The 24,437-nt window shown below is 56.0% G+C and carries 22 protein-coding genes; 16 read left to right on the plus strand and 6 right to left on the minus strand.

All coding sequences use genetic code 11. The features are described from left to right. Window positions 1-72: 72 nt before the first annotated feature. The 3 genes from M8013_RS02870 to pspG all read left to right on the plus strand — a co-directional run bounded on the left by M8013_RS02870 (window position 73) and on the right by pspG (window position 2,839). Window positions 73-1,383, plus strand: coding sequence for a conjugal transfer protein TraF (locus M8013_RS02870; RefSeq protein ID WP_271266328.1), 1,311 nt, complete (start codon window positions 73-75; stop codon window positions 1,381-1,383). An 80-nt stretch (window positions 1,384-1,463) separates the two neighbouring features. Continuing rightward, complete coding sequence (gene dusA, locus M8013_RS02875; protein WP_271266329.1) at window positions 1,464-2,459, plus strand: tRNA dihydrouridine(20/20a) synthase DusA; 996 nt, start codon at window positions 1,464-1,466, stop codon at window positions 2,457-2,459. Between the two features lie 137 nt (window positions 2,460-2,596). Further along, window positions 2,597-2,839 (plus strand): envelope stress response protein PspG, encoded by a 243-nt coding sequence (pspG, locus tag M8013_RS02880; RefSeq protein ID WP_271266330.1) that lies wholly within the window; start codon window positions 2,597-2,599, stop codon window positions 2,837-2,839. A 310-nt stretch (window positions 2,840-3,149) separates the two neighbouring features. Here the strand turns inward: pspG and M8013_RS02885 are convergent, their stop codons facing one another. Continuing rightward, entirely contained in the window at window positions 3,150-4,133 is a 984-nt protein-coding gene (locus M8013_RS02885; protein ID WP_271266331.1) for a quinone oxidoreductase, read from the minus strand. A 62-nt stretch (window positions 4,134-4,195) separates the two neighbouring features. On the opposite strand from M8013_RS02885, the gene dnaB reads away from it, so the two are divergent. From dnaB to M8013_RS02910, 5 genes are all read left to right on the plus strand, one after another. Continuing rightward, window positions 4,196-5,608, plus strand: a complete 1,413-nt coding sequence (dnaB, locus tag M8013_RS02890; protein WP_271266332.1) for a replicative DNA helicase — start codon at window positions 4,196-4,198, stop codon at window positions 5,606-5,608. A gap of 16 nt (window positions 5,609-5,624) precedes the next feature. Beyond that, window positions 5,625-6,704 (plus strand): alanine racemase, encoded by a 1,080-nt coding sequence (gene alr, locus M8013_RS02895; protein ID WP_271266333.1) that lies wholly within the window; start codon window positions 5,625-5,627, stop codon window positions 6,702-6,704. Between the two features lie 129 nt (window positions 6,705-6,833). Beyond that, window positions 6,834-8,027, plus strand: a complete 1,194-nt coding sequence (gene tyrB, locus M8013_RS02900) for an aromatic amino acid transaminase (protein ID WP_271266334.1) — start codon at window positions 6,834-6,836, stop codon at window positions 8,025-8,027. Window positions 8,028-8,220: 193 nt separating this feature from the next. After that, window positions 8,221-8,934: an acid phosphatase AphA gene (gene aphA / locus M8013_RS02905; protein WP_271266335.1), complete on the plus strand. Its 714-nt coding sequence runs from the start codon at window positions 8,221-8,223 to the stop codon at window positions 8,932-8,934. Window positions 8,935-9,045: 111 nt separating this feature from the next. Beyond that, a complete protein-coding gene (locus tag M8013_RS02910; RefSeq protein WP_271266336.1) occupies window positions 9,046-9,399 on the plus strand; it encodes an MmcQ/YjbR family DNA-binding protein in 354 nt (117 codons plus the stop codon). Here M8013_RS02910 and uvrA read toward each other — a convergent pair whose 3' ends face one another. Then, window positions 9,400-12,225 (minus strand): excinuclease ABC subunit UvrA, encoded by a 2,826-nt coding sequence (gene uvrA / locus M8013_RS02915; protein ID WP_271266337.1) that lies wholly within the window; start codon window positions 12,223-12,225, stop codon window positions 9,400-9,402. A gap of 248 nt (window positions 12,226-12,473) precedes the next feature. Between uvrA and ssb1 the strand changes: the two genes are divergently transcribed. Beyond that, window positions 12,474-13,016: a single-stranded DNA-binding protein SSB1 gene (gene ssb1, locus M8013_RS02920; RefSeq protein ID WP_271266338.1), complete on the plus strand. Its 543-nt coding sequence runs from the start codon at window positions 12,474-12,476 to the stop codon at window positions 13,014-13,016. Window positions 13,017-13,091: 75 nt separating this feature from the next. On the opposite strand, the gene M8013_RS02925 is transcribed toward ssb1, so the two are convergent. Further along, window positions 13,092-13,373, minus strand: a complete 282-nt coding sequence (locus M8013_RS02925) for a YjcB family protein (RefSeq protein ID WP_271266339.1) — start codon at window positions 13,371-13,373, stop codon at window positions 13,092-13,094. Between the two features lie 659 nt (window positions 13,374-14,032). On the opposite strand from M8013_RS02925, the gene M8013_RS02930 reads away from it, so the two are divergent. Further along, the gene (locus tag M8013_RS02930; protein WP_271266340.1) at window positions 14,033-15,619 is read left to right on the plus strand and encodes an EAL domain-containing protein; all 1,587 of its coding nucleotides are present in this window, start codon (window positions 14,033-14,035) and stop codon (window positions 15,617-15,619) included. Here M8013_RS02930 and soxS read toward each other — a convergent pair. After that, window positions 15,616-15,942, minus strand: coding sequence for a superoxide response transcriptional regulator SoxS (gene soxS, locus M8013_RS02935; protein ID WP_271266341.1), 327 nt, complete (start codon window positions 15,940-15,942; stop codon window positions 15,616-15,618). The genes M8013_RS02930 and soxS overlap by 4 nt on opposite strands. A gap of 98 nt (window positions 15,943-16,040) precedes the next feature. Between soxS and soxR the strand changes: the two genes are divergently transcribed. From soxR to M8013_RS02955, 4 genes are all read left to right on the plus strand, one after another. Beyond that, complete coding sequence (gene soxR, locus M8013_RS02940) at window positions 16,041-16,499, plus strand: redox-sensitive transcriptional activator SoxR (protein ID WP_271266342.1); 459 nt, start codon at window positions 16,041-16,043, stop codon at window positions 16,497-16,499. 279 nt (window positions 16,500-16,778) lie between these two features. After that, window positions 16,779-17,450, plus strand: a complete 672-nt coding sequence (locus M8013_RS02945) for a glutathione S-transferase family protein (protein ID WP_271266343.1) — start codon at window positions 16,779-16,781, stop codon at window positions 17,448-17,450. A gap of 299 nt (window positions 17,451-17,749) precedes the next feature. Further along, window positions 17,750-19,099 carry a guanine/hypoxanthine transporter GhxP gene (gene ghxP / locus M8013_RS02950; RefSeq protein WP_271266344.1) on the plus strand — a complete coding sequence of 450 codons (1,350 nt, stop codon included), beginning with the start codon at window positions 17,750-17,752 and terminating at the stop codon, window positions 19,097-19,099. A 151-nt stretch (window positions 19,100-19,250) separates the two neighbouring features. Continuing rightward, window positions 19,251-20,897, plus strand: coding sequence for a Na+/H+ antiporter (locus M8013_RS02955; protein WP_271266345.1), 1,647 nt, complete (start codon window positions 19,251-19,253; stop codon window positions 20,895-20,897). A gap of 78 nt (window positions 20,898-20,975) precedes the next feature. On the opposite strand, the gene M8013_RS02960 is transcribed toward M8013_RS02955, so the two are convergent. Beyond that, window positions 20,976-21,863: a LysR family transcriptional regulator gene (locus tag M8013_RS02960; RefSeq protein WP_271266346.1), complete on the minus strand. Its 888-nt coding sequence runs from the start codon at window positions 21,861-21,863 to the stop codon at window positions 20,976-20,978. 100 nt (window positions 21,864-21,963) lie between these two features. Between M8013_RS02960 and M8013_RS02965 the strand changes: the two genes are divergently transcribed. Together M8013_RS02965 and M8013_RS02970 are read left to right on the plus strand one after the other, a co-directional pair. Continuing rightward, window positions 21,964-22,374 carry a CidA/LrgA family protein gene (locus tag M8013_RS02965; protein ID WP_271266347.1) on the plus strand — a complete coding sequence of 137 codons (411 nt, stop codon included), beginning with the start codon at window positions 21,964-21,966 and terminating at the stop codon, window positions 22,372-22,374. Next, window positions 22,367-23,056: an LrgB family protein gene (locus tag M8013_RS02970; RefSeq protein ID WP_271266348.1), complete on the plus strand. Its 690-nt coding sequence runs from the start codon at window positions 22,367-22,369 to the stop codon at window positions 23,054-23,056. The genes M8013_RS02965 and M8013_RS02970 overlap by 8 nt, the downstream gene beginning before the upstream one ends. Window position 23,057: 1 nt before the next feature. Here the strand turns inward: M8013_RS02970 and M8013_RS02975 are convergent, their stop codons facing one another. After that, complete coding sequence (locus tag M8013_RS02975) at window positions 23,058-24,338, minus strand: ABC transporter substrate-binding protein (protein ID WP_271266386.1); 1,281 nt, start codon at window positions 24,336-24,338, stop codon at window positions 23,058-23,060. Window positions 24,339-24,437: the final 99 nt, after the last annotated feature.

A 24,437-nucleotide genomic window follows, 5' to 3' on the forward strand; every position in this document is an offset into this window, starting at 1 on the left:
AGCGGATGTTTGTTCCTGCCTGCTAATGGCTGGCATGGGTTTGTACACACAAGCAGACAAGTCGAGCATACCGTGAAAAAACCTTATAACTTTGCTGTGGCTGGAGTAGCTGTCTCTGTCTTAATCATTAATCAGGCCGAAGCGGCTAATACCTGGACAGAAGCGCGAAATGACGCGATGGGCGGGACAGGGGTCGCTTCGGCACACTATGGCAGCGGGGTACTGATTAACCCGGCGCTGCTGGCTAAATCGAAACAGGATGATGATATTACGGTCATTTTGCCGTCGGTCGGCGTGCAGGTGAGCGATAAGGACAATTTGCAGGATGAGATCGATCAGATCAGCGATCAGATCAGTTACTACGAAAATGTGATTGATAATTTGACAACCCAGGCATTACTGAGGGACCCCCAGGGCACCGTCAGACAGCTTCAACTCGCGGCCACCACGCTTGCCGACGAGCTGGAATTCCTCGACGGCAAAACGGCGCACGGCAACGCCGGGGCAGGGATCGCGGTCAGTATCCCTGGTGCGAATATCTCAATGGCGTTTGTTGCGAAAGCGTATGCCCATGCCCGCATTAGCTCGGAAATTGACCCGCAGGATATCGTTTTTTTGCGCAACATTGAGAACAGCTCCGGGATGACCAGCCAGATGGCTTTCAGTGCGGCGGTGAACGGCAGCGATGTGATTACGCAAAACCTCAACTCTACCGCCTCCGGCAGGGCGGCGATTGTCTCCGACTACGGTATTGCCGTGGCCCGTCAGTTTGAGATGAACGGCATCCCGGTTTCCGTTGGCGTGACGCCGAAGCTGCAGCAAACCTGGCTGTATAACTACACCACCTCAATTTATACCTACGACAGCAGCGATTTTAGCAGCAGCCGTTACCGTAATGACGACACCAGTTTCAATGTGGATGTCGGGCTGGCGGCCGATTTCGGTGAGTACTGGACAGTAGGCCTGAGCGGGCAGAATCTGATATCCCATGATATTGATACCAACGATATTCGCATCCTCAACGGGCGCACCGGCGAAGTGGTGAGCTATCAGGATACCTACCAGGTACGGCCGCTGGTGACGGCGGGCGTGGCCTGGCACACCGACTTGCTTACCCTTAGCGCAGATGCCGATCTGACGGAAACGAAAGGCTTTAAGAGTGAAGCGAACTCGCAGTATGCCGGCGTGGGGGCTGAAGTGTCCCTGCTGGGCTGGCTGGCGGTACGCGGGGGTTTTCGCGCTGATGTGAAGGGCAACGACAGCAACGTCTTTACCGGCGGTCTGGGCTTTGCACCGTTTAGCACCGTGCATATCGATTTGACCGGTATTTACGGCGAAGACGAAACCTGGGGCGCGGGCGCGCAGTTCAGCGTGACCTTCTAGCGATCCGGAGGCGCTCGGCCTCCGGCGTTTCTTTATGCTATAGTAGCGCCCCTTTTTCACCAGGTGCTTAAAACTTCGCCATGTCGTCAGAAAACACGTCACTTTATTCCGCTCATCGTTTTTCCGTCGCGCCAATGCTCGACTGGACGGATCGCCATTGCCGCTACTTCCTGCGCCAGCTTTCGCGTCATAGCTTGCTCTATACCGAGATGGTGACCACCGGGGCGATTATTCATGGCAAAGGCGACTATCTGGCCTACAGCGAAGAAGAGCATCCGGTCGCCCTGCAGCTGGGTGGTAGCGATCCGGCGGCCCTGGCGCACTGTGCAAAGCTCGCCGAGGAACGTGGTTACGACGAGATCAATCTGAACGTCGGTTGTCCCTCTGACCGCGTACAGAACGGTATGTTTGGCGCCTGCCTGATGGGCAACGCCCAACTGGTGGCCGACTGCGTGAAAGCGATGCGCGATGTGGTCTCTATCCCGGTCACGGTTAAAACCCGTATCGGTATCGACGACCAGGACAGCTATGAATTTCTGTGCGATTTCATCAATACCGTATCTGGTCAGGGCGAGTGCGAGATGTTCATCATCCACGCCCGCAAGGCCTGGCTTTCGGGTCTGAGCCCGAAAGAAAACCGCGAGATCCCACCGCTGGACTATCCGCGTGTGTATCAGTTGAAGCGTGATTTCCCGCAGCTGACGATGGCCATTAATGGCGGGATCACCTCGCTGGAAGACGCTAAAACCCATCTGCAGCATATGGATGGCGTGATGGTCGGGCGCGAGGCTTATCAGAATCCGGGGATTATGGCGGCGGTGGATCGCGAGATCTTTGGCGTCAATGGCACCGACCGCGATCCGGTTGAAGTGGTGCGCGCGATGTACCCGTACATTGAGCGCGAGCTCAGCAACGGTACCTATTTGGGGCACATCTCCCGCCATATGCTGGGCTTGTTCCAGGGGATCCCCGGTGCACGTCAGTGGCGACGTTACCTGAGTGAAAATGCGCATAAAGCCGGTGCCGATATCGAGGTGCTGGAGCAGGCGCTGCGCCTGGTGGCCGATAAGCGATAATTTTCACTAAAAGTTGGTTAAATTCACCACGCCCGGCAGCGCACTGCCGGGCGTTTTTCTTTCATATCAATAAGTTATTTCTGGCACGTTTCTTGTAATACTCAGCGTATCGTTGTAACGCCTTGTGGGAGAGAGCCATGCTTGAACTACTTTTTGTGTTGGGATTTTTTGTGATGCTGATGGTAACGGGCGTCTCGCTGCTGGGGATTATTGCCGCGCTGGTTGTTGCGACGGTAGTCATGTTTATCGGTGGGCTCTTTGCTCTGATGCTGAAGCTACTGCCGTGGTTACTGCTGGCGGTGGCGGTGGTGTGGGCGATACGGGCAATTAAATCGCCAAAAGTCCCACGGTATCAGCGCAATAACCGCTTTCGTTACTAAGGTATTGCGCCCTTCGTCACATCCTTGCAACTTTTACGGCAGCATTGCTTAGAACGGAATAGGATTTAGTTATCGAATCTGTCACTATTGCCGGCGTTAAAGAATTCATCGAGCTGTACCCTACATACAGCCGAACAAAAAAAGAAAGGGCTTCCCACGGGAAGCCCAATTTCTTTCTTCCCCGTCATCATTCCTGCCGTAGATGCGTTGGCTGCTTTCATTCACCCCAGTCACTTACTTGAGTAAGCTCCCGGGGATTTATTCAATTGCCGCCTTCCTGCGACAGAAATGATTTAGGGGAAGACAAAACTTATGGGATCAGCAAACTCGATCCTTGGGTCGCACGACTCTCCAGCACCTCGTGCGCGCGCTGCGCCTCGGCCAGCGGATACTTCTGCGCTTCTGCGACATCCACCTTTATCACGCCGCTGGCAATCAACGAGAACAGCTCATTGCTGGCTTCAACCAGTTCCTCATGGGTGGTGATATAGCCCTGCAACGACGGTCGGGTGGCAAACAGCGAACCCTTCTGATTGAGGATCCCCAGATTGACCCCGGTCACCGGGCCAGAGGAGTTGCCGAAGCTGACCATCAGCCCTCGGCGCTGCAAACAGTCCAACGACGATTCCCAGGTGTCTTTACCCACCGAGTCATAGACTACGCGCACTTTTTTCCCGCCGGTTATCTCTTTAACCCGCTCAACGACGCTCTCTTCCCGGTAGTTGATCACCTGCCAGGCTCCGGCCTGCAGCGCACGCTGCGCCTTTTGCGCGCTACCCACCGTGCCGATCAGTTTTGCCCCCAGCGCTTTTGCCCACTGGCAGGCAATCAGCCCGACGCCCCCGGCGGCGGCATGGAACAGGAAGGGTTCATCGGGTTTGATTTCATAGGTTTTGCGCAGCAGATAGTAAACGGTCAGCCCTTTCAGGAACGAGGCAGCAGCCTGCTCAAAGGAGATCGCGTTGGGCAGAATGGCGGCTTTCTCGGCGACAACGTTATGCACTGAACTGTAGGCCCCGAGCGCAGACTGGGCATAGACCACCCGATCGCCTTCCTTTATATGCTTCACCGCGCTGCCCACTTTCACCACCACGCCTGCGGCTTCGGTCCCAAGACCACTCGGCAGGGCGGGCGGCGGATACAGCCCACTGCGGATGTAGGTGTCGATGTAGTTAATGCCAATCGCTCTGTTTTCGACCTGGATTTCGTGCTCTCCTGGCGCAGCGGGTGTAAACGTCACTGCCTGTAAGACTTCCGGTCCACCGTGCTGGTTAAATTCGATGCGCGTTGCCATTTATCCTCCAAAATTGTGCTAATCTGTCGACCCCAATTTCTATCTCGGTAACTCCCTTCACTATGGCAGGAAATAAACCCTTCAACAAACAGACTGAACCCCGTGACCGCGATCCGCAGTTAGCCGGATTAAAAGTCCCGCCGCACTCGATCGAAGCGGAGCAGTCGGTGTTGGGCGGTTTAATGCTGGACAACGAACGCTGGGACGATGTTGCCGAGCGCGTGGTCACTGACGATTTCTATACCCGTCCGCACCGCCATATCTTTACCGAGATGGCCCGTTTGCAGGAAGCGGGCAGCCCTATCGACCTGATCACCCTGGCGGAATCGCTGGAGCGTCAGGGGCAACTGGACTCCGTTGGCGGATTCGCCTATCTGGCGGAGCTATCGAAAAATACCCCAAGTGCGGCGAACATCAGCGCTTATGCCGACATCGTGCGTGAACGTGCCGTCGTGCGTGACATGATTTCTGTCGCCAACGAGATTGCAGAGGCCGGTTTCGATCCGCAGGGCCGCAACAGCGACGAACTGCTCGATCTGGCCGAAAGCCGGGTGTTTAAAATTGCCGAAAGCCGCGCCAATAAAGACGAAGGTCCGAGGAACATTGCCGAAGTCCTCGATTCGACCATTGCGCGTATTGAACAGCTATTCCAGCAGCCGCACGACGGGGTGACCGGGGTTAATACCGGTTATGACGATCTGAACAAAAAGACCGCGGGTTTGCAGCCGTCGGATTTGATTATCGTCGCCGCGCGTCCATCGATGGGTAAAACCACGTTTGCGATGAATATCGTTGAAAATGCGGCGATGTTGCAGGATAAACCGGTGCTGATCTTCAGTCTTGAGATGCCATCGGATCAAATCATGATGCGTACTCTGGCTTCGCTGTCCCGCGTGGACCAGACGCGTATACGTACCGGTCAGCTCGACGATGAAGACTGGGCGCGGATCTCCGGCACCATGGGGATCCTGCTGGAAAAACGGAACATCTATATCGATGACTCTTCCGGCCTGACGCCAACCGAAGTACGATCCCGCGCGCGCCGTATCGCTCGCGAGCACGGCGGCATCGGTCTTATCATGATCGACTACCTGCAGCTGATGCGCGTCCCGTCGCTGTCCGACAACCGTACGCTGGAGATTGCCGAGATCTCGCGCTCACTCAAGGCGCTGGCAAAAGAGCTGCAGGTTCCGGTAGTGGCGCTGTCGCAGCTTAACCGCTCTCTGGAACAGCGCGCCGATAAGCGCCCGGTTAACTCCGACCTGCGTGAATCCGGCTCCATTGAGCAGGACGCCGACTTAATCATGTTCATCTACCGTGATGAGGTTTATCACGAGAACAGCGACATGAAAGGGATCGCAGAAATTATTATCGGTAAGCAGCGTAACGGCCCGATTGGCACGGTACGTCTGACCTTTAACGGACAGTGGTCGCGTTTCGACAACTATGCCGGTCCTCAATATGATGATGAGTAATTTCTAAGGAATGTAAATGCAAGCGGCAACTGTTGTCATTAACCGCCGCGCTCTGCGACACAACCTGCAACGCCTGCGTGAACTGGCGCCTGCCAGTAAACTGGTTGCAGTCGTGAAAGCGAACGCTTACGGACACGGTCTTCTCGAGACCGCGCGAACGCTCCCCGATGCTGATGCCTTTGGCGTCGCCCGCCTTGAAGAAGCCCTGCGCCTGCGCGAAGGGGGTATCACCCAACCTGTCCTGCTGCTCGAAGGCTTCTTTAATGCCGCCGATCTGCCGACCATTTCAGCGCAAAAACTGCACACTGCGGTGCATAACCAGGAGCAGCTGGACGCCCTCGAAACCGCAGAGCTCAGCGAACCGGTGACCGTGTGGATGAAACTCGACACCGGTATGCACCGTCTCGGCGTGCGTCCGGAGCAGGCCGACGCGTTTTATCAGCGCCTCAGCCAGTGCAAAAACGTTCGCCAGCCGGTCAATATCGTCAGCCATTTTGCCCGCGCTGATGAGCCGGAATGCGGCGCAACCGAACAGCAGCTCGACATCTTTAATACCTTCTGCGAAGGCAAGCCGGGAATGCGCTCTATCGCGGCATCCGGTGGCATTCTGTTGTGGCCGCAGTCGCATTTCGACTGGGCGCGCCCGGGCATTATTTTGTACGGCGTCTCTCCGCTGGAGGGCAAACCCTGGGGGCCGGATTTTGGTTTTCAGCCGGTGATGTCGCTCACGTCCAGCCTGATCGCCGTGCGTGAACATAAAGCCGGTGAGCCGGTCGGCTACGGCGGCACCTGGGTGAGCGAGCGCGACACCCGTCTGGGCGTGCTGGCGATGGGCTACGGCGACGGTTATCCCCGCGCGGCCCCCACCGGTACGCCGGTGTTGGTGAACGGTCGCGAAGTGACGATTGTTGGACGCGTGGCGATGGACATGATTTGCGTTGACCTCGGGCCAGAGGCGCAGGAAAAAGCGGGCGATCCTGTTACCCTGTGGGGTAAAGGTTTACCCGTTGAGCGAATCGCTGAAATAACGAAAGTAAGTGCTTACGAACTTATAACGCGGCTGACGTCGCGGGTGGCAATGCACTACCTTGACTGATGGCCACGCCCTCTCTTAGGTGAGAGGGCTGTCGTCTGCACCCCATCCTCATTAACATCCTCTCGATCTTCTCCCGCTTCCGGTTTATTGTTGAATTCCCTGCCTCATTATTATCCGGAGAACCATCGCGTGTTCCAGAAAGTCGACGCCTATGCTGGCGACCCCATCCTCTCCTTGATGGAGCGTTTCAAAGACGATCCGCGAGGCGATAAAGTTAACCTCAGTATTGGTCTGTACTACAACGAAGCGGGCATCATTCCGCAACTGCAGGCGGTGGCAAAAGCCGAAGCGCGGCTCAATGCTCATCCGCACGGTGCATCGCTGTATCTGCCGATGGAAGGGCTGAACAGTTATCGCAATACCATTGCCCCGCTGCTGTTTGGCGCGGATCATCCGGTGCTGGTGCAAAAACGTGTGGCGACCATCCAGACGCTGGGGGGGTCCGGTGCCCTGAAAGTGGGTGCTGATTTCCTGCAGAAATATTTCCCGGGATCCGCCGTCTGGGTCAGCGACCCGACCTGGGAAAACCACGTCGCCATCTTTGAAGGCGCGGGCTTTGCCGTCAATACCTATCCGTGGTTCGACACCGCAACCAATGGCGTACGTGTGCAGGCGTTGCTGGAAAAACTGAGCACGCTGCCGGAGCGCAGTATTGTGTTGCTGCACCCGTGCTGCCACAACCCGACCGGTGCCGACCTGACCAACGACCAGTGGGACGCGGTTATCGAGGTGCTGAAAGCGCGTAACCTGATCCCGTTCCTCGACATTGCCTATCAGGGCTTTGGCGCGGGGATGGAAGAGGACGCCTACGCCATTCGCGCCATTGCCAGCGCAGGCCTGCCGGCGCTGGTCAGCAACTCGTTCTCTAAAATCTTCTCGCTGTATGGCGAGCGCGTTGGTGGCCTGTCTGTGGTCTGCGAAGATCAGGATGCGGCCGGTCGCGTGCTCGGACAGCTAAAAGCTACCGTGCGTCGTATCTACTCCAGCCCGCCAAACTTTGGTGCGCAGGTGGTGGCAGCGGTACTGGGTGACGAGGAGCTGAAAGCCGAGTGGCTGGCGGAAGTCGAAGCGATGCGCAAACGTATTCTGGCGATGCGCCAGACGCTGGTCGATGTGCTGAAAGAGGCGGTGCCTGGGCATAACTTCGACTATCTGCTGCATCAGCGCGGTATGTTCAGCTATACCGGCTTTAGCGCCGGACAGGTTGACCGGCTGCGCGACGAGTTTGGCGTCTACCTGATTGCCAGCGGCCGCATGTGCGTGGCTGGCCTCAATACGAGCAACGTACAGCGCGTGGCGCAGGCCTTTGCTGCTGTAATGTAAGTACTTACTCTCACCGCTTTTCATGCGTGAAGAGCGGTGAGTAAGCGTCAATCCGCGCAGTGTGATATCCCTCTTTTTATTGCGGTTAATATAAAAAATTCCTTTCTTTCCCCTTCTGCCGGGGTTATGTTCGATGTGTTTTTGACCAACCGCTCAAAATAAAAAATAACAGATTGAATATTCAGGGGAAAATATGCGCAAGATCACACTGGCGCTCAGCGCCACCTGCTTATTGTTCTCGCTTAGTCATCCTGTCGTGGCCCAGGCCTCTTCACCCACGCCGTTATACAGCGGGACAACCGCCGCCAGGCTGGCGGAACAGGCCCCAATTCACTGGGTTTCCGTGGCCCAGATAGAAAACAGCCTGATGGGACGCCCGCCGATAGCGGTGGGGTTTGATATCGACGATACCGTGTTATTTTCCAGCCCCGGCTTCTGGCGAGGTAAAAAAACCTTTTCGCCCGACAGCGAGGCGTATCTCAAAAATCCCGCTTTCTGGCAGCAGATGAATAACGGCTGGGATGAATTCAGTATTCCGAAAGAGTCCGCCCGCGCGCTCATTGCTGTTCACCTGAAACGCGGCGACCAGATCTGGTTTATTACCGGGCGTAGCCAGACCAAAACCGAAACCCTCACTAAAACCCTGCAGGACGCATTTTTGATCCCGGCGGCGAACATGAACCCGGTGGTGTTTACCGGGGAGCAATCCCGGCAGAACAGCAAAGTGGCGTCGCTTGTGCAGAAACAGATCAAAATTTACTACGGTGATGCCGACAGCGATATCACTGCCGCCCGCGAGGCGGGGGCCAGAGGCATCCGCGTGCTGCGCGCTTCAAATTCCACCTATAAGCCGCTGCCGCAGGCGGGCGCGTTTGGCGAAGAGGTGATCGTCAACTCCGAATACTGATCCGGCTACGGGGCATTGATTATTATTTAAGCGGATTTGCCTGCTTCGGGTTTTACCTTTCGCCGTATTGCTGCACACTTAGAAGGACTCATCCCGACCAGAGGAACAAAGATGACCATTTCGGAGATACTTCAGTACTGCATGAATAAGCCTGGCGCCGAGCAAAGCGTGCACAGCGACTGGAAGGCGACGCAAATTAAGGTCGCAGATGTGCTTTTTGCGATGGTGAAGGATGTGGAGGGGCGTCCGGCGGCGTCGCTGAAAACCAGCCCTGAGTTAGCCGATCTGCTGCGTCAGCAGCACACCGATGTGCATCCGAGCAAGCACCTGAATAAAGCGCACTGGAGCACGGTTTATCTCGACGGTTCGTTGCCGGATTCGCAGATTTACTATCTGGTGGATGCTTCTTATCAGCAGGCAGTAGCGCTGCTGCCGGAGATGACCCGACAGCAGCTTTCGGTATGATTAATTCAACAGCGGTTTGAGGAAGCGGGCAGTGTGCGATGCTTCGCACTCTGCAACGGTTTCTGGCGTACCGGAGACCAGAATCTCACCGCCGCCGCTGCCGCCTTCCGGGCCGAGATCGACAATCCAGTCCGCGGTTTTAATCACGTCCAGGTTGTGCTCAATCACCACAATGGTGTTGCCCTGATCGCGCAGCTGGTGCAGAACCTCGAGCAGCTGCTGAATGTCGGCAAAGTGCAGACCGGTGGTCGGCTCATCCAGAATGTACAGCGTCTGCCCGGTGCCGCGCTTCGACAGCTCACGCGCCAGCTTCACGCGCTGGGCTTCGCCGCCGGAGAGCGTAGTCGCAGACTGACCCAGACGAATATAGGTCAGGCCGACGTCCATTAGCGTCTGCAGCTTACGCGCCAGCGCCGGAACGGCATCAAAGAACTCGCGTGCTTCTTCAATGGTCATATCCAGCACTTCGTGGATGGTCTTGCCTTTGTACTTAATTTCCAGCGTTTCGCGGTTATAGCGCTTGCCTTTGCACTGGTCGCACGGCACGTAAATGTCCGGCAGGAAGTGCATTTCAACTTTGATCACCCCGTCGCCCTGACAGGCTTCGCAGCGTCCACCGCGCACGTTAAAGCTGAAACGACCTGGTGTATACCCGCGCGAACGGGATTCCGGCACGCCGGCAAACAGTTCACGAACTGGCGTAAACACGCCGGTATAGGTCGCCGGGTTTGAACGCGGCGTACGACCGATAGGGCTTTGGTCGATATCAATGACTTTATCGAAATGCTCCAGCCCGTGGATCTCGCGATACGGCGCGGGTTCGGCCAGCGTCGCACCGTTCAGCTGGGTTTGCGCAATCGGGAACAAAGTATCGTTAATCAGCGTCGATTTACCGGAACCCGACACCCCGGTGATGCAGGTAAACAGGCCCACTGGCAGGGTCAGGGTCACGTCTTTCAGGTTGTTGCCCCGGGCCCCGGTCAACTTAAGTACTTTTTCCGGATCGGCGGCGACGCGCTGTTGTGGTACGGCGATCTGGCGCTTGCCGCTCATGAACTGGCCGGTCAGCGATTCTGGCACCGCCATAATGTCGTCGAGCGTGCCTTCGGCCACCACCTGCCCGCCGTGCACCCCGGCACCAGGGCCGATATCAATAACATGATCCGCCGCGCGGATCGCATCCTCGTCGTGCTCGACCACAATCACCGTGTTGCCGAGGTTACGCAGGTGGATCAGTGTTCCGAGCAGGCGTTCGTTGTCGCGCTGGTGCAGGCCGATGGATGGCTCATCCAGTACATACATCACCCCCACCAGCCCGGCGCCAATCTGGCTCGCCAGACGGATACGCTGCGCTTCACCGCCGGACAACGTTTCTGCCGAGCGGGAAAGCGACAGATAGTTAAGGCCGACGTTGACCAGGAACTTCAGGCGATCGCCGATCTCTTTCAGGATCTTCTCAGCAATTTGCGCACGCTGGCCCGCAAGCTTCAGGTTGTTGAAAAAGTCCATCGCATGGCCGATGCTCATGTCCGAGATGGTAGGCAGCGGCGTATTTTCAACATACACGTGGCGCGCTTCGCGACGCAGACGGGTGCCGTCGCAGGTGGCGCAGGAGCGGTTGCTGATAAACTTCGCCAGCTCTTCGCGCACTGCGCTCGATTCCGTCTCTTTATAGCGGCGCTCCATATTGTGCAGCACGCCTTCGAACGGATGACGGCGCACTGACGTATCGCCGCGATCGTTCATATACTTGAACTCGATATTCTCTTTGCCGGAACCGTACAACACCACTTTATGCACGGTCGGGCTCAGGCTGCCCCACGGGGCTTCGACGTCGAACTTGTAGTGTTCAGCCAGCGACTTCAGCATCTGGAAGTAGTAGAAGTTGCGCTTATCCCAACCGCGAATCGCGCCACCTGCCAGCGACAGCTCTGGATTCTGGATAACGCGATCCGGATCGAAATACTGCTGTACGCCCAGTCCGTCGCAGGTTGGACACGCGCCCGCTGGGTTGTTGAACGAGAACAGGCGGGGCTCCAGCTCGCGCATGCTGTAGCCACATATTGGGCAGGCGAAGTTGGCAGAGAACAGCATTTCGTCCGCCTTCGGGTCGTCCATATCGGCAACCACCGCCGTACCGCCGGAAAGATCCAGCGCGGTTTCGAATGATTCCGCCAGCCGCTGGGTCATATCCTCACGCACCTTAAAGCGGTCGATAACCACTTCGATGGTGTGTTTCTTTTGCAGCTCCAGCTTTGGCGGATCCGACAGATCGCACACTTCACCGTCGATACGGGCGCGGATATAGCCCTGACTTGCCAGGTTCTCCAGCGTTTTGGTGTGCTCGCCTTTACGCTCTTTAATGATCGGCGCCAGCAGCATCAGGCGTTTGCCTTCCGGCTGTGATAGCACGTTATCCACCATCTGGCTGACGGTTTGTGCCGCCAGCGGAACGTCGTGATCCGGGCAGCGCGGCTCACCCACGCGGGCATACAGCAGGCGCAGGTAGTCATGAATTTCAGTAATGGTCCCCACGGTGGAGCGTGGGTTATGAGATGTCGACTTCTGTTCAATGGAGATGGCAGGCGACAGACCTTCTATATGGTCGACGTCTGGCTTTTCCATTAGCGACAGGAACTGGCGCGCATAAGCAGAGAGCGATTCAACGTAGCGACGTTGCCCCTCGGCATACAGCGTGTCGAAAGCCAGTGACGATTTGCCTGAACCCGACAGCCCGGTGACGACGATCAGCTTGTCGCGCGGGATGATAACGTTGATATTTTTGAGATTGTGGGTGCGGGCGCCCCGAACTTCTATCTTATCCATTCACCTTTCCCGGTAGGTAGATACACGGAATGCCTGGTTTGCTTGAAGGACAACCGGCAGAAACGATTAATTATGACACAATTTAACCTGTTTGAATATACAGTATTGGAATGCAAATTCTGATTACCTGTGCAACAATGTAAAGTTCGTGAGAACTCTGGAAGATGCTTCGAAACTATCGGAACACCACGTGGAAATGGTACACTCGCGCGTTACACTACTAAGAAACGAATTCAGGAGACACGATCATGGCCAGCAGAGGCGTAAACAAGGTGATTCTCGTCGGTAATCTGGGCCAGGACCCGGAAGTACGCTACATGCCGAGTGGTGGTGCAGTTGCCAACATTACGCTGGCTACTTCCGAATCCTGGCGTGATAAAGCGACCGGTGAGATGAAAGAGCAGACTGAATGGCACCGCGTTGTGCTGTTTGGCAAACTGGCAGAAGTGGCCGGTGAATATCTGCGTAAAGGTTCTCAGGTCTACATCGAAGGCCAGCTGCGTACCCGCAAATGGACCGATCAGTCCGGCGCAGAAAAATACACCACAGAAGTAGTGGTCAACGTCGGCGGCACCATGCAGATGCTGGGTGGCCGTCAGGGCGGTGGCGCACCGGCAGGCGGCGGTCAGGGTCAGGGTCAGCAGCAGCAGGGTAGCTGGGGTCAGCCTCAGCAGCCACAGGGCGGCGGCAACCAGTTCAGCGGCGGCGCACAGTCTCGTCCGCAGCAGCAGTCTGCTCCGGCGCAGTCTAACGAACCGCCAATGGATTTCGACGACGACATCCCGTTCTGATAACCGCAGAACCTGCGTTGCGCAATAAACAAAAACCCAGACATCGGTCTGGGTTTTTTGTTTCTGGCATTGCTATCAGGTGTACATCATTGGCCAGTCTGGTGGCGTATGGCTCATTGCCTCAACCATCACTTCTTTGACGTTGTGCAGAATAGTGGCGACATCCAGCAGAGTGATCCCCAGTAACCCGGTCGCGAACCAGCAGGCCGCAGCCAGGCCCATGCAGGTGCTGACCACTGCCAGCGCGGCGTAATCCGCTTTACGAAATTGAATATTCAGCGTGCTGGCCAGAAACATCAGCATTGCGCTCAAAAATTCCCAGCGCGCAAGCATAACGCCGGTGGTAATGGTTGCCATAAAAACCGATCCTCAAAGGTATCCGCCGCCAGGGATAGCGCGACGTTGCCCACAGGTTGTGGCAGACTGGCTATCGGCAGACTCAAATTCACAATAATGAAACATTGTTTCTTGTTGCACAAGATGTGTGAACTATATCACGTTTGTTCTTTTATTCACCAGTAGTGGACGCGGTAAAAACGCGCTTTTTTTAACCGCTTAAAGGTTGTGGCTATTTCGGATGGCGTTTGTTGCGCGTGGGTCGCCGCGCGAGGAAGACGATGGGCTCCAGGCGTGCGAACGAAACGTGAGGAAAAGGATGGCTACGGTTGATTATTTATAAATCATGTAAATCAGCTACAGCTTTAAATAGCCTAAATTTTCACGATAATGTTGTATTTTTTTCACCCTACCGTTAGTTTGACTTAATCAACGATCCTCTGTCGTGTTATCTTGAAACCATCCGTTCAGAATGGATAATTATTTTACTTAATAAAAACGAAACGAATACTTTCAGTTTGGCTTACGGACAAATATTATCGGCATAACCAAATATTAGGTTATTGAGGGTAAAAGTCAGTTGCTAACTTCGCATGATTCATGCAACGTAATCACCTGTTTAACAAAGCATCCGGCCTTCATGACTATAGGCACATTAAAAGCAGGGATATAGGGCGGAAATGAATCATAGCGCGCGGAGCAAGGTGCTGAAAATAGCGGGGGTCATCATGGTGGTTTTACTGCCTGTGATGCTTTCGCTATGGTTTGCTCAGCAACGCGCCATCAGCGAAACCAGCAGTCATCTTCGCTCATTTGCCGAACTCGCCTTAGATAAAACTGAGCTGGTTATTCAGCAGGTCGATTTAGCACGCAACGACGCCATAAAATATGCGGGTGATATTTGTACGCCAGCCCATCGACAACATATGCTAAATATTGTTCGTGGCCGTCTGTACATTGCCGATTTAATTTATGCGAAAGATCGTCACTTTGTTTGCTCAACATTAAGTACCCCGCAAAACGCTTACATCATCCCTGAGGCTAATTACAAACGTGCGCCGGATGTCTCCATCTATTATTACCGCGACACGCCTTTCTACGCTGGATATAAAATGACTTATATGCAGCAAGGTAATTACGTGGTGGTGGTCAATCCGCTGTCTTATAGTGAAGTCATGTCATCCGATCACTCCCTGGCATGGGGTGTATTTGACACGGTAACCAATACCTTTTTCTCGGTCAGCGAACAGGCAAACGAAAGTATATTACATAAGCTCGTGGATGATAATGAAACCATCTTCCAGCATGAGGGGCGCTTTTACACCGTGGTTCAGTCACAGAAGCGACCTATCGCCGCGATTGTTTCGACGACCAGTAAACAATTTTATGCCGCCTTCTTTCATCAGGCGACCCTAACCCTGCCGCTGGGGATGTTATGCAGCATCATTATTTTATTACTGTGGTCGCGAACACGACGCGAATTAAATTCGCCGGGCCGCTTATTACATCGCGCCTTAAATAAACGCCAGCTTTGCCTGCACTATCAGCCGATTATCGACATTAAATCCAATCAGTGCGTGGGAGCAGAAGCCCTGCTGCGTTGGCCGGGCTTTAATGGGCCGGTGATGAGTCCGGTGGAGTTTATTCCGCTGGCGGAAAAAGAGGGGATGAGCGAGCGCATTACGGATTACGTAGTGGAAGAGCTGTTCAGCGATCTGGGCCATTTCCTGGCCTGCAACCCACACCTCTATATTTCGATTAACCTCTCCGCGACGGATTTCCACTCTTCACGCCTGATTGCGATGATTACCGATAAGGCCCGGCACTATTCGGTGCGCGCCCAGCAGATCAAAATCGAAGTGACGGAGCGCGGTTTCATTGATGTGCCGAAAACGACGCCGGTTATCCAGGCGTTTCGTCAGGCGGGCTATGAAGTGGCGATCGACGATTTTGGTACTGGCTATTCCAACCTGCACAATCTGTACTCGCTGAACGTCGATATCCTGAAAATCGATAAAACCTTTATCGACACGCTGACCACCAACAGCACCAGCCATCTGATCGTCGAGCACATCATTGAAATGGCGCAAAGCCTGCGCTTAAAGACCATCGCGGAAGGGGTGGAGACGGCAGAGCAGGTGACATGGTTACATAAACGCGGGGTACAGTATTGTCAGGGCTGGCACTTTGCGAAGGCAATGTCGCCGCAGGACTTTATGACCTGGCAGCAACAGCCTGTCGCAGCATCACTGGCCCACAGCCATTAATTGAGCTGATGACGGTAGTCGGTAGGCGTGCGATCAAATTCGCGGCGGAAGACACGAGAAAACGTCTGCTGAGACACGTAGCCCAAATCCATCGCGATATCAAAAATAGGACGTTGCGTGGTGCGTAACGCCTGCGCCGCCAGTAATAACCTGCGCTGACGAATATACTCGCCCAGCGTCTGGTGCATCACCGCCCGGAACATCCTCTGCAGGTACCACTTCGAATAACCCGATTTTTTAGCCACCACATCGATACTTAATTGTTGATCGATATGCTCATCCATCCATTCAATAAGTGTGTGAACAATCTGCTGATGCGACATAAATCGGCCTCTCTCCGGATATACCTGTAGCTGTGGATTCGTGTTTTTATCTGCGGCCGAGTATAATTCCTCAAGTTAACTTGAGGTAAAGGGGTTTTATGGAAAAGAAATTACCGCGTATTAAAGCGCTGCTGACCCCGGGTGAGGTGGCCAAGCGCAGTGGCGTGGCGGTGTCAGCACTGCATTTCTATGAAAGCAAAGGGTTAATTAAGAGCATCCGCAATGCCGGCAACCAGCGGCGTTACACCCGCGAGGTGCTGCGCTACGTGGCGATCATTAAGATTGCCCAGCGGATAGGCATCCCGCTGGCGACCATTGGCGAGGCGTTTGGCATTCTGCCTGAAGGGCACGCGCTGAGTGCTAAAGAGTGGAGGATGCTGTCATCCCAGTGGCGCGAAGAGCTTGATCGACGCATTCATACCCTGGAGGCGCTGCGCGATGAACTGGACACCTGCATCGGCTGTGGATGTTTGTCGCGCAGTGATTGCCCGCTGCGCAACCCTGGCGACAGGCTGGGTGAGCAGGGGACCGGGGCGCGACTGCTGGAAGAGGATTAATTCCGGCAACACATAAAAAACTAAAGCGCCACAACAGGGCGCTTTAGTTTATTCCCGGTCTTTGTCTTTCTCTCTATCCCGCTGGTTCACAGGAGGGTTTCCCCCGACATCAACACCCCTCAGTCGAGCAATTTTGGGAGGTTCCGGTTTGTGCTGACACTTTAATTCTAGGCCGGGGCCGCAGGTTTGCCAGCTTTCAAGGGAAAAATCCTGGCAAAATTTTTTCGCCATGTTGTGCAGTTTTTTATAGTTAGTGAGTCAGCCTAACTGGAGATGACCATGATTACGGTTCACCACCTCAATCAGTCCCGATCTCAGCGCGTGCTCTGGGCGCTGGAAGAACTCGCTCTGCCTTATCAGATTGTCCGCTATCAGCGCGAAAAAAACATGATGGCACCGGACGCGCTGCGCAAAGTCCATCCGCTGGGTAAATCCCCGGTGCTGGAGGATAACGGCCTGATCCTTGCGGAGTCGGGCGCTATTCTCGAATATCTGCAGGAAACCTACGATCCCGAATCACGGCTCAAGCCGCAGGAGGCACAGCTCAAGCTGAACTACCGCTTCTGGCTCCATTACGCCGAAGGATCGCTGATGCCGCTGCTGCTGATGAAGCTGGTCTTCGCCAGCCTCGGCAAGCCGCCGATCCCCTTTGGTCTGCGATCGCTCGGCAAAGTGCTGGGCCAGGGGGTACAAAAAGCGTATCTCAATCGCCAGCTGGAAACCCACGCCCGCTATCTTGAGTCCTGGCTGACGGAGAACCCCTGGTTTGCCGGGGATCGCCTTAGCATGGCGGATATTCAGATGAGCTATCCGGTGATGGCGTTGCTGTCCCGTGGCGAAATCAGCGATCTTCCGCATCTGCAGGCCTGGCAGAAAAAGGTCGATATGCGTCCGGCCTGGCAGCGGGCGATCCAGCAAGGAGGACCGTTCGAGATCCCCGGCGGGCCCTGAAAATGTTATCAAATTGCGCATTGACGATAACGTTTGCGCATCCTCTGTCTACTTCTTCGCCGTCCCGATCAAATTTTAGGGGAAAACGACAAAGTTAAGTTGAAAATGCCCATGTTCAGGACGGATAATCGTTTGCTTTTATTTCACCACCCGATTTGTAAGCGCGGAGCTAAACGTTTGCTTTTTTTATGACGCCCCCTGGTGGTCATCAATCTGGCACAAGGATATGACGTTTCGCTGGCCGTGGAATGTCCATCACGCTTACAAACGACGATTATCTTTTTCAGGGGATGTTTTCTATGTCTACGCCTTCTGCGCGTACCGGCGGTTCACTTGACGCCTTCTTTAAAATTTCAGCGCGCGGCAGCACCGCGCGTCAGGAAGTGGTTGCCGGTCTGACGACCTTCCTGGCCATGGTTTACTCCGTGATCGTGGTGCCAGGTATGCTCGGCAAAGCCGGTTTCCCACCGGCTGCGGTTTTTGTTGCCACCTGTCTGGTTGCGGGCGTCGGCTCCATCGTGATGGGCCTGTGGGCGAACCTGCCGCTGGCGATCGGCTGCGCCATCTCCCTGACCGCGTTTACCGCGTTCAGCCTGGTGCTGGGTCAGCATATCAGCGTGCCGGTTGCGCTGGGTGCGGTGTTCCTGATGGGCGTACTGTTTACCATCATCTCTGCCACCGGGATTCGTAGCTGGATCCTGCGCAACCTGCCGCAGGGCGTGGCGCACGGCACCGGTATCGGTATCGGTCTGTTCCTGCTGCTGATTGCGGCGAACGGCGTGGGCCTGGTCATTAAGAACCCGCTGGACGGGCTGCCGGTTGCAATGGGCCACTTCGCCAGCTTCCCGGTGATCATGTCCCTGATTGGCCTGGCGGTGATCATCGGTCTGGAAAAACTGAAAGTGCCTGGCGGGATCCTGCTGACTATCGTGGGTATCTCCATCATCGGCCTGATTTTCGATCCGAGCGTGCATTTCTCCGGCATTTTCGCGATGCCATCCCTGAGTGATGAAAACGGTAACTCGCTGATCGGCAGCCTGGACATTATGGGCGCGCTTAACCCGGTGATCTTGCCAAGCGTGCTGGCACTGGTGATGACGGCGGTCTTTGATGCCACCGGCACCATCCGCGCCGTTGCCGGACAGGCTAACCTGCTGGATAAAGACGGTCAGATTATCGATGGCGGCAAAGCGCTGACCACCGACTCCCTGAGCAGCGTATTCTCGGGCCTGGTGGGCGCAGCCCCGGCGGCGGTGTATATCGAATCCGCAGCGGGAACCGCGGCAGGTGGCAAAACCGGTCTGACGGCCGTTACCATTGGCGTGTTGTTCCTGTTGATCCTGTTCCTCGCGCCGCTCTCTTACCTGGTTCCGGCCTACGCGACAGCCCCTGCGCTGATGTACGTTGGCCTGCTGATGCTGAGCAACGTGGCGAAAATCGATTTTGCCGATTTCGTTGACGCGATGGCAGGGCTTATCACCGCCGTGTTTATTGTGCTGACCTGTAACATCGTTACCGGCATCATGATTGGCTTTGCCTCGCTGGTGATTGGCCGTATTGTGTCGGGCGAATGGCGCAAACTGAACATCGGTACGGTGGTTATCGCCATTGCGCTGGTGGCGTTCTATGCGGGTGGTTGGGCAATCTAAGCTGTCAACTGCCTAAAAAGACGGGTGGCTCAGGCCGCCCGTTTTCATTTTCGGAACACATCTCGTTGCCTTATGCGTTACTCTGGGGACGATACACTGTGGCAAGATGCCAATGATTTAAACGTACAGAAATCTCGCAAACAGGGAACGCATGGAAATCTTCTTCACAATACTCATCATGACCCTTTTGGTCTCCCTTTCCGGGGTCGTCACCCGCGTACTGCCCTTCCAGTTACCGCTGCCGCTGATGCAGATTGCCATCGGTGCTCTGCTGGCGTGGCCCTCGTTCGGATTGCATGTCGAGTTTGATCCGGAACTGTTTCTGGTGCTGTTTATCCCCCCCTTGCTGTTCGCCGACGGCTGGAAAACGCCCACCCGTGAGTTTCTCGAACATGGACGAGAAATCTTCGGTCTGGCGCTGGCGCTGGTTGTCGTCACCGTGGTGGGGATTGGTTTTCTCATCTACTGGGTGGTGCCGGGGATCCCGCTGATACCGGCGTTTGCGCTGGCGGCAGTGCTGTCGCCGACCGATGCCGTGGCGCTGTCCGGCATCGTCGGAGAAGGGCGTATTCCGAAGAAAATCATGGGCATTTTGCAGGGCGAGGCACTGATGAACGACGCCTCCGGCCTGGTGGCACTGAAATTTGCCGTCGCCGTGGCGATGGGCACCATGGTCTTTACTATCGGCGGCGCGACCGTCGAATTCTTTAAAGTGGCGATTGGCGGCATTATTGCCGGCTTTGTGGTGAGCTGGCTGTACGGCCGCTCGCTGCGCTTCCTGAGCCGCTGGGGCGGTGACGAACCGGCTACCCAAATCGTGCTGCTGTTCCTGCTGCCGTTCGCCTCATACCTGATTGCCGAACACCTTGGCGTGTCGGGCATTCTGGCGGCGGTGGCGGCGGGGATGACCATCACCCGTTCCGGCGTGATGCGCAATGCCCCGTTGGCGATGCGCCTGCGCGCCAACAGCACCTGGGCGATGCTGGAGTTTGTCTTTAACGGCATGGTATTCCTGCTGTTGGGCCTGCAATTGCCGGGCATTCTCGAGTCGTCGCTGGTGGCGGCAGAAGCGGATCCGAACGTCGAAACCTGGATGCTGTTCACCGATATCGTGCTGATTTATCTGGCACTGATGCTGGTGCGTTTCGGCTGGCTGTGGACGATGAAAAACTTCAGCATGCGTTTTCTCAAGAAGAAGCCGATGGAGTTTGGCTCCTGGACCACCCGCGAGCTGCTGATTTCAACCTTCGCCGGGGTACGTGGTGCCATCACCCTTGCCGGTGTGCTCTCCATTCCACTGCTGCTGCCGGACGGCAACGTCTTCCCGGCGCGCTACGAGCTGGTGTTCCTCGCGGCGGGAGTGATCCTGTTCTCCCTGTTTGTGGGCGTAGTGATGCTGCCAATCCTGCTGCAGCATATGGAGGTGGGCGATCACGTCCAGCAGCATAAAGAGGCGCGGATTGCCCGGGCAGCAACCGCTGAAGTGGCGATTGTCACCATCCAGAAAATGGAGGAGCGGCTGGCGGTCGATACCGAAGAGAACATTGATACTCAGCTGCTGAAAGAGGTGAGTTCGCGGGTAATTGGTAACCTGCGCCGCCGTGCGGATGGGCGTAATGATGCGGAAAGCTCGCGGATGGAAGAAAATCTCGAACGCCGCTTCCGTCTGGCCGCGCTGCGCGCTGAACGCGCCGAGCTATACCACCTGCGCGCCACGCGGGAGATCAGCAACGAGACGCTGCAAAAATTGCTGCACGATCTCGATTTGATGGAAGCGCTGTTGGTTGAGAAGCAGTAACCGCTTGCCCGGTGGCGCTACGCTTACCGGGCCTACAATTAGCGCGTAGGCCGGGTAAGGCGAAGCCGCCACCCGGCATTATTCCACCGACGTCCAAAACCCTTCACAGCATTTCAGCCACGCCTGGGCGCTGTGCGACAGATAAACCCCTTCCCGCCAGATCATCCCTAACTGCCAGTGCAGATCGCTTTGTAGCGGGATCCAGCGCAGCGTATTTTTATCCAGCTTTTCGCAGATCGGCTGCGGCAGAATGGCGATGCCGACGCCCGCCTGCACCATCGCCGCCAGAAAGTCCCACTGGCCGCTGCGCACCGCGATGCGCGGTTTAACGCCGTGCTGGCTGAACAGCTGCATCAGCTGGCGGCTGAGGGCAAAATCTTCGTTGTAGATAAGCAAAGGGTGCTCGGCCAGCATCTCGGGCTCGATGGTGTCGAGCGTCAGCCAGCTACCGGAGCGCGGCACCAGCACGCACAGCGGATGGCTGAACAACGGCAGCGCAGTCAGCCCGCTGTCCTCTTCGACCGGCAGGGCGGTCATCGCCAGATCCAGCTCGCCATTCATCACCGCCTGCTGGACGGTTAAGCCGCCGAATTCAGAAATTTTAAGCTCCACGCCGGGATAGCGCTGGCGAAACAGGCCGATTGGCCCGGCCATCATCATCCCGACCATCGGGGGGATCCCGAGGCGCAATATGCCTTTGTTCAGATGGTTGATGTCGCCAAGCTCGGCCTCCAGCTGGCGAAATTCCGCCAGGATCGCCAGCCCGCGCTCAAATACCACCCGGCCAGTATCGGTCAGCAGCAGCTTGCGCCCGTCGCGGATCAGCAGGGTACAGTTCAGCTCATCTTCGAGGTTTTTCAGCATTTTGCTGATGGTGGGTTGCGTGACGAATAGCTTCTCCGCTGCGCGGGTAAAACTCTGCTGACGGACCACTTCGACAAAGTAACGCAGCGTTCTTATGTCCATGATTATTCCTCGAAACTATACCTTTGATGATTTTAATTCATTTCAGTCAGTAACGTGCGCTCACTATACTGGCGCCTCGTCTCATTTTAAGGAATCCGCCATGACCGTGGCGTTAGTTCGTGTTACGCCTGCCGTCGTGCAACGACTCCAGGTACCGGTTCAGGTACTGCTGTATGCGGGTCTTTTCGTCTTTGCCGAATACCTTGTCGACTGGCTGCATCTGCCGCTTCCGGCCAACCTGGTCGGGATGGTGCTGCTGTTCAGCCTGATCCTGTGCCGCATTATCCCCCTGCGCTGGGTGCGGGCCGGTTCCCGCTGGCTGCTGGCCGAAATGCTGCTGTTTTTTGTCCCAGCGGTGGTGGCGGTGGTGAATTATGCCCAACTGCTGCTGGTGGACGGCTGGCGCATCTTTGCGGTGATCGCTCTGAGCACCCTGATGGTGCTGGGCTCTACCGCGTGGGTGGTGGATAAAGTCTATCGCTTTGAAATCAGCAGGCAGAAACATGACTAACTTTCAGGTCAGCGTGCTGTGTCTTGCTGTGACGCTGGTTATCTACTTTGCCAACAAACGTCTCTATCGCCGCTTTCGCAAACTGCTGCTGATGCCGCTGGTATTCACCCCGATTTTGCTGGTGATGATGCTGGTATGGGGGCATATCTCCTGGCAGAACTATATCGGCGAATCGCACTGGCTGCTGTGGCTGCTCGGTCCGGCAACCATTGCCTTTGCGGTGCCGGTGTATGACAACCTCGCGGTCATCAAACGTCACTGGATGTCGCTCTCTGCCGGGGTGGTAACGGCCACGGTGGTCGCTGTCTGCAGTTCGGTGTGGCTGGCGCGGCTGTTTACCCTGTCGGATGAGATCCAGCGCAGCCTGGCGGTGCGCTCCGTGACCACGCCGTTTGCGCTGGCGGCGGCAAAACCGCTCGGCGGACAGCCGGATCTGGTGGCCCTGTTCGTGGTGGTGACCGGGGTGTTTGGTATGGCGGTGGGGGATATGCTGTTTTTGCGCCTCGCCATCCGCGAAGGGATGGCGAAAGGCGCCGGATTTGGTGCGGCATCGCACGGGGCGGGCACCGCACGCTCCTATGAACTGGGTCCACAGGAGGGTGTGGTGGCAAGCCTGGTGATGATGCTCTCCGGCGTGGTGATGGTGTTGATTGCCCCGCTGGTGGCGTGGGTGATGTTCTGAACTAACGGTTCAGACGCCGCACAATCCGCTCCACCTGCTGGCGGAAATCGGCGGCCACCTGGGCAGGGGTCTGCTTGCCCTGATCCAGTTTTTCGCGCGCGGCGGTGAACTGGTCGATCACCTGCAAATCCTCAATATACGGCGTGGCGACGACGGTAGTCTGCAGCGACTGCGCCTGACGTAACCCGGCAATCACCGGATCGCTCGGGTCAATCACCCCTTTTTCGGATAACAGCGCCTCCGCCCCCTTGTTGAGCGGGATGCCACGCTCCAGCCCCAGCGCCTCGACCGACTGCGGATCGTTAAGCAGGAAGTTGACGAGGATCGCCGCCTCCTTTGGGTGTTTAGTGGATTTCGCCACCGACAGCATCTGCGCCGTTTTGAAGTACACCCCGGACTCACTGCTACCGGGCTGCATCACGTAGTCGCCCAGCACCAGTTTCGCCGGCGGCGTCATGTTGTTGGCGAACATGCGGATGGTGATGTTCCAGGTGAACAACCCGCCCCATTCGCCGTTGATCCACGGCTTCATCTCATACAGATTGCCCTTGCCGTACGAGGAGAGGGTCTTCGGCGACGGCAGTACATGGTCGTCACTCAGACGCTTCACAAAGCTGAAGGCCTCACTCCACTGCGCCTCGTTCCAGGCAAAAGTACCGTCGCTGTTGAACATCGATTTCTGGTGCGTCTGCATCATGTAGGCATTGAGCAGCAGAATGACGTCCTGATCGACCATGGCGTAAGGATAATAGTTGTTGCCGAGCTTTTGCTGGAACACTTTCCCGGCGGCAAAGAATTCATCCCAGTTTTTCGGGTAAGCCAGCCCGGCTTTTTGCCAGGTGAGATCGTTGTAGTAAAACACCGGCGCGTTGACCGAGATCGGCAGTCCGTTGAGCTTGCCTTTAACGGTGGTGGATTGCAGGTCGCTGGCCTGATACTGGCTGAGATCCAGCTCCGCTTTCAGCGTGTTGAGGTCGTAATAGCCGTCACCGTTTTTGGAAAAGAGGATCAGCCACGGCCAGTTGGTCTGCATCACGTCCGGTTCGGTGCCGCTGGCCATCTGGGTGGTCAGGCGTGAAAGATGCCCGTCCCAGCCGGTGTACTCGGCCTTCACTTTGATCTCCGGATGCGCTTTTTCAAAGGCTTCCAGCGCCTTTAGCGTGGCCTGGTGACGGCTGTTGCCACCCCACCACGACATGCGTAATTCAACGGGCTGCGCCCAGCTTGCGGTACAGGAAAATAACAGCGATGCGATGATACCTGACACGAGTTTATTCATTATTGTCTCCAGTTATACACTTCATCCTTCAAGCTGCCTCTGCATTGGCTGCGCTCACTCACCCCAGTCACGTACTTATGTACGCTCCTGGGGCTGCGCTTC

The organism is Silvania confinis (assembly GCF_025564085.1).
Classification (GTDB): domain Bacteria; phylum Pseudomonadota; class Gammaproteobacteria; order Enterobacterales; family Enterobacteriaceae; genus Enterobacter; species Enterobacter confinis.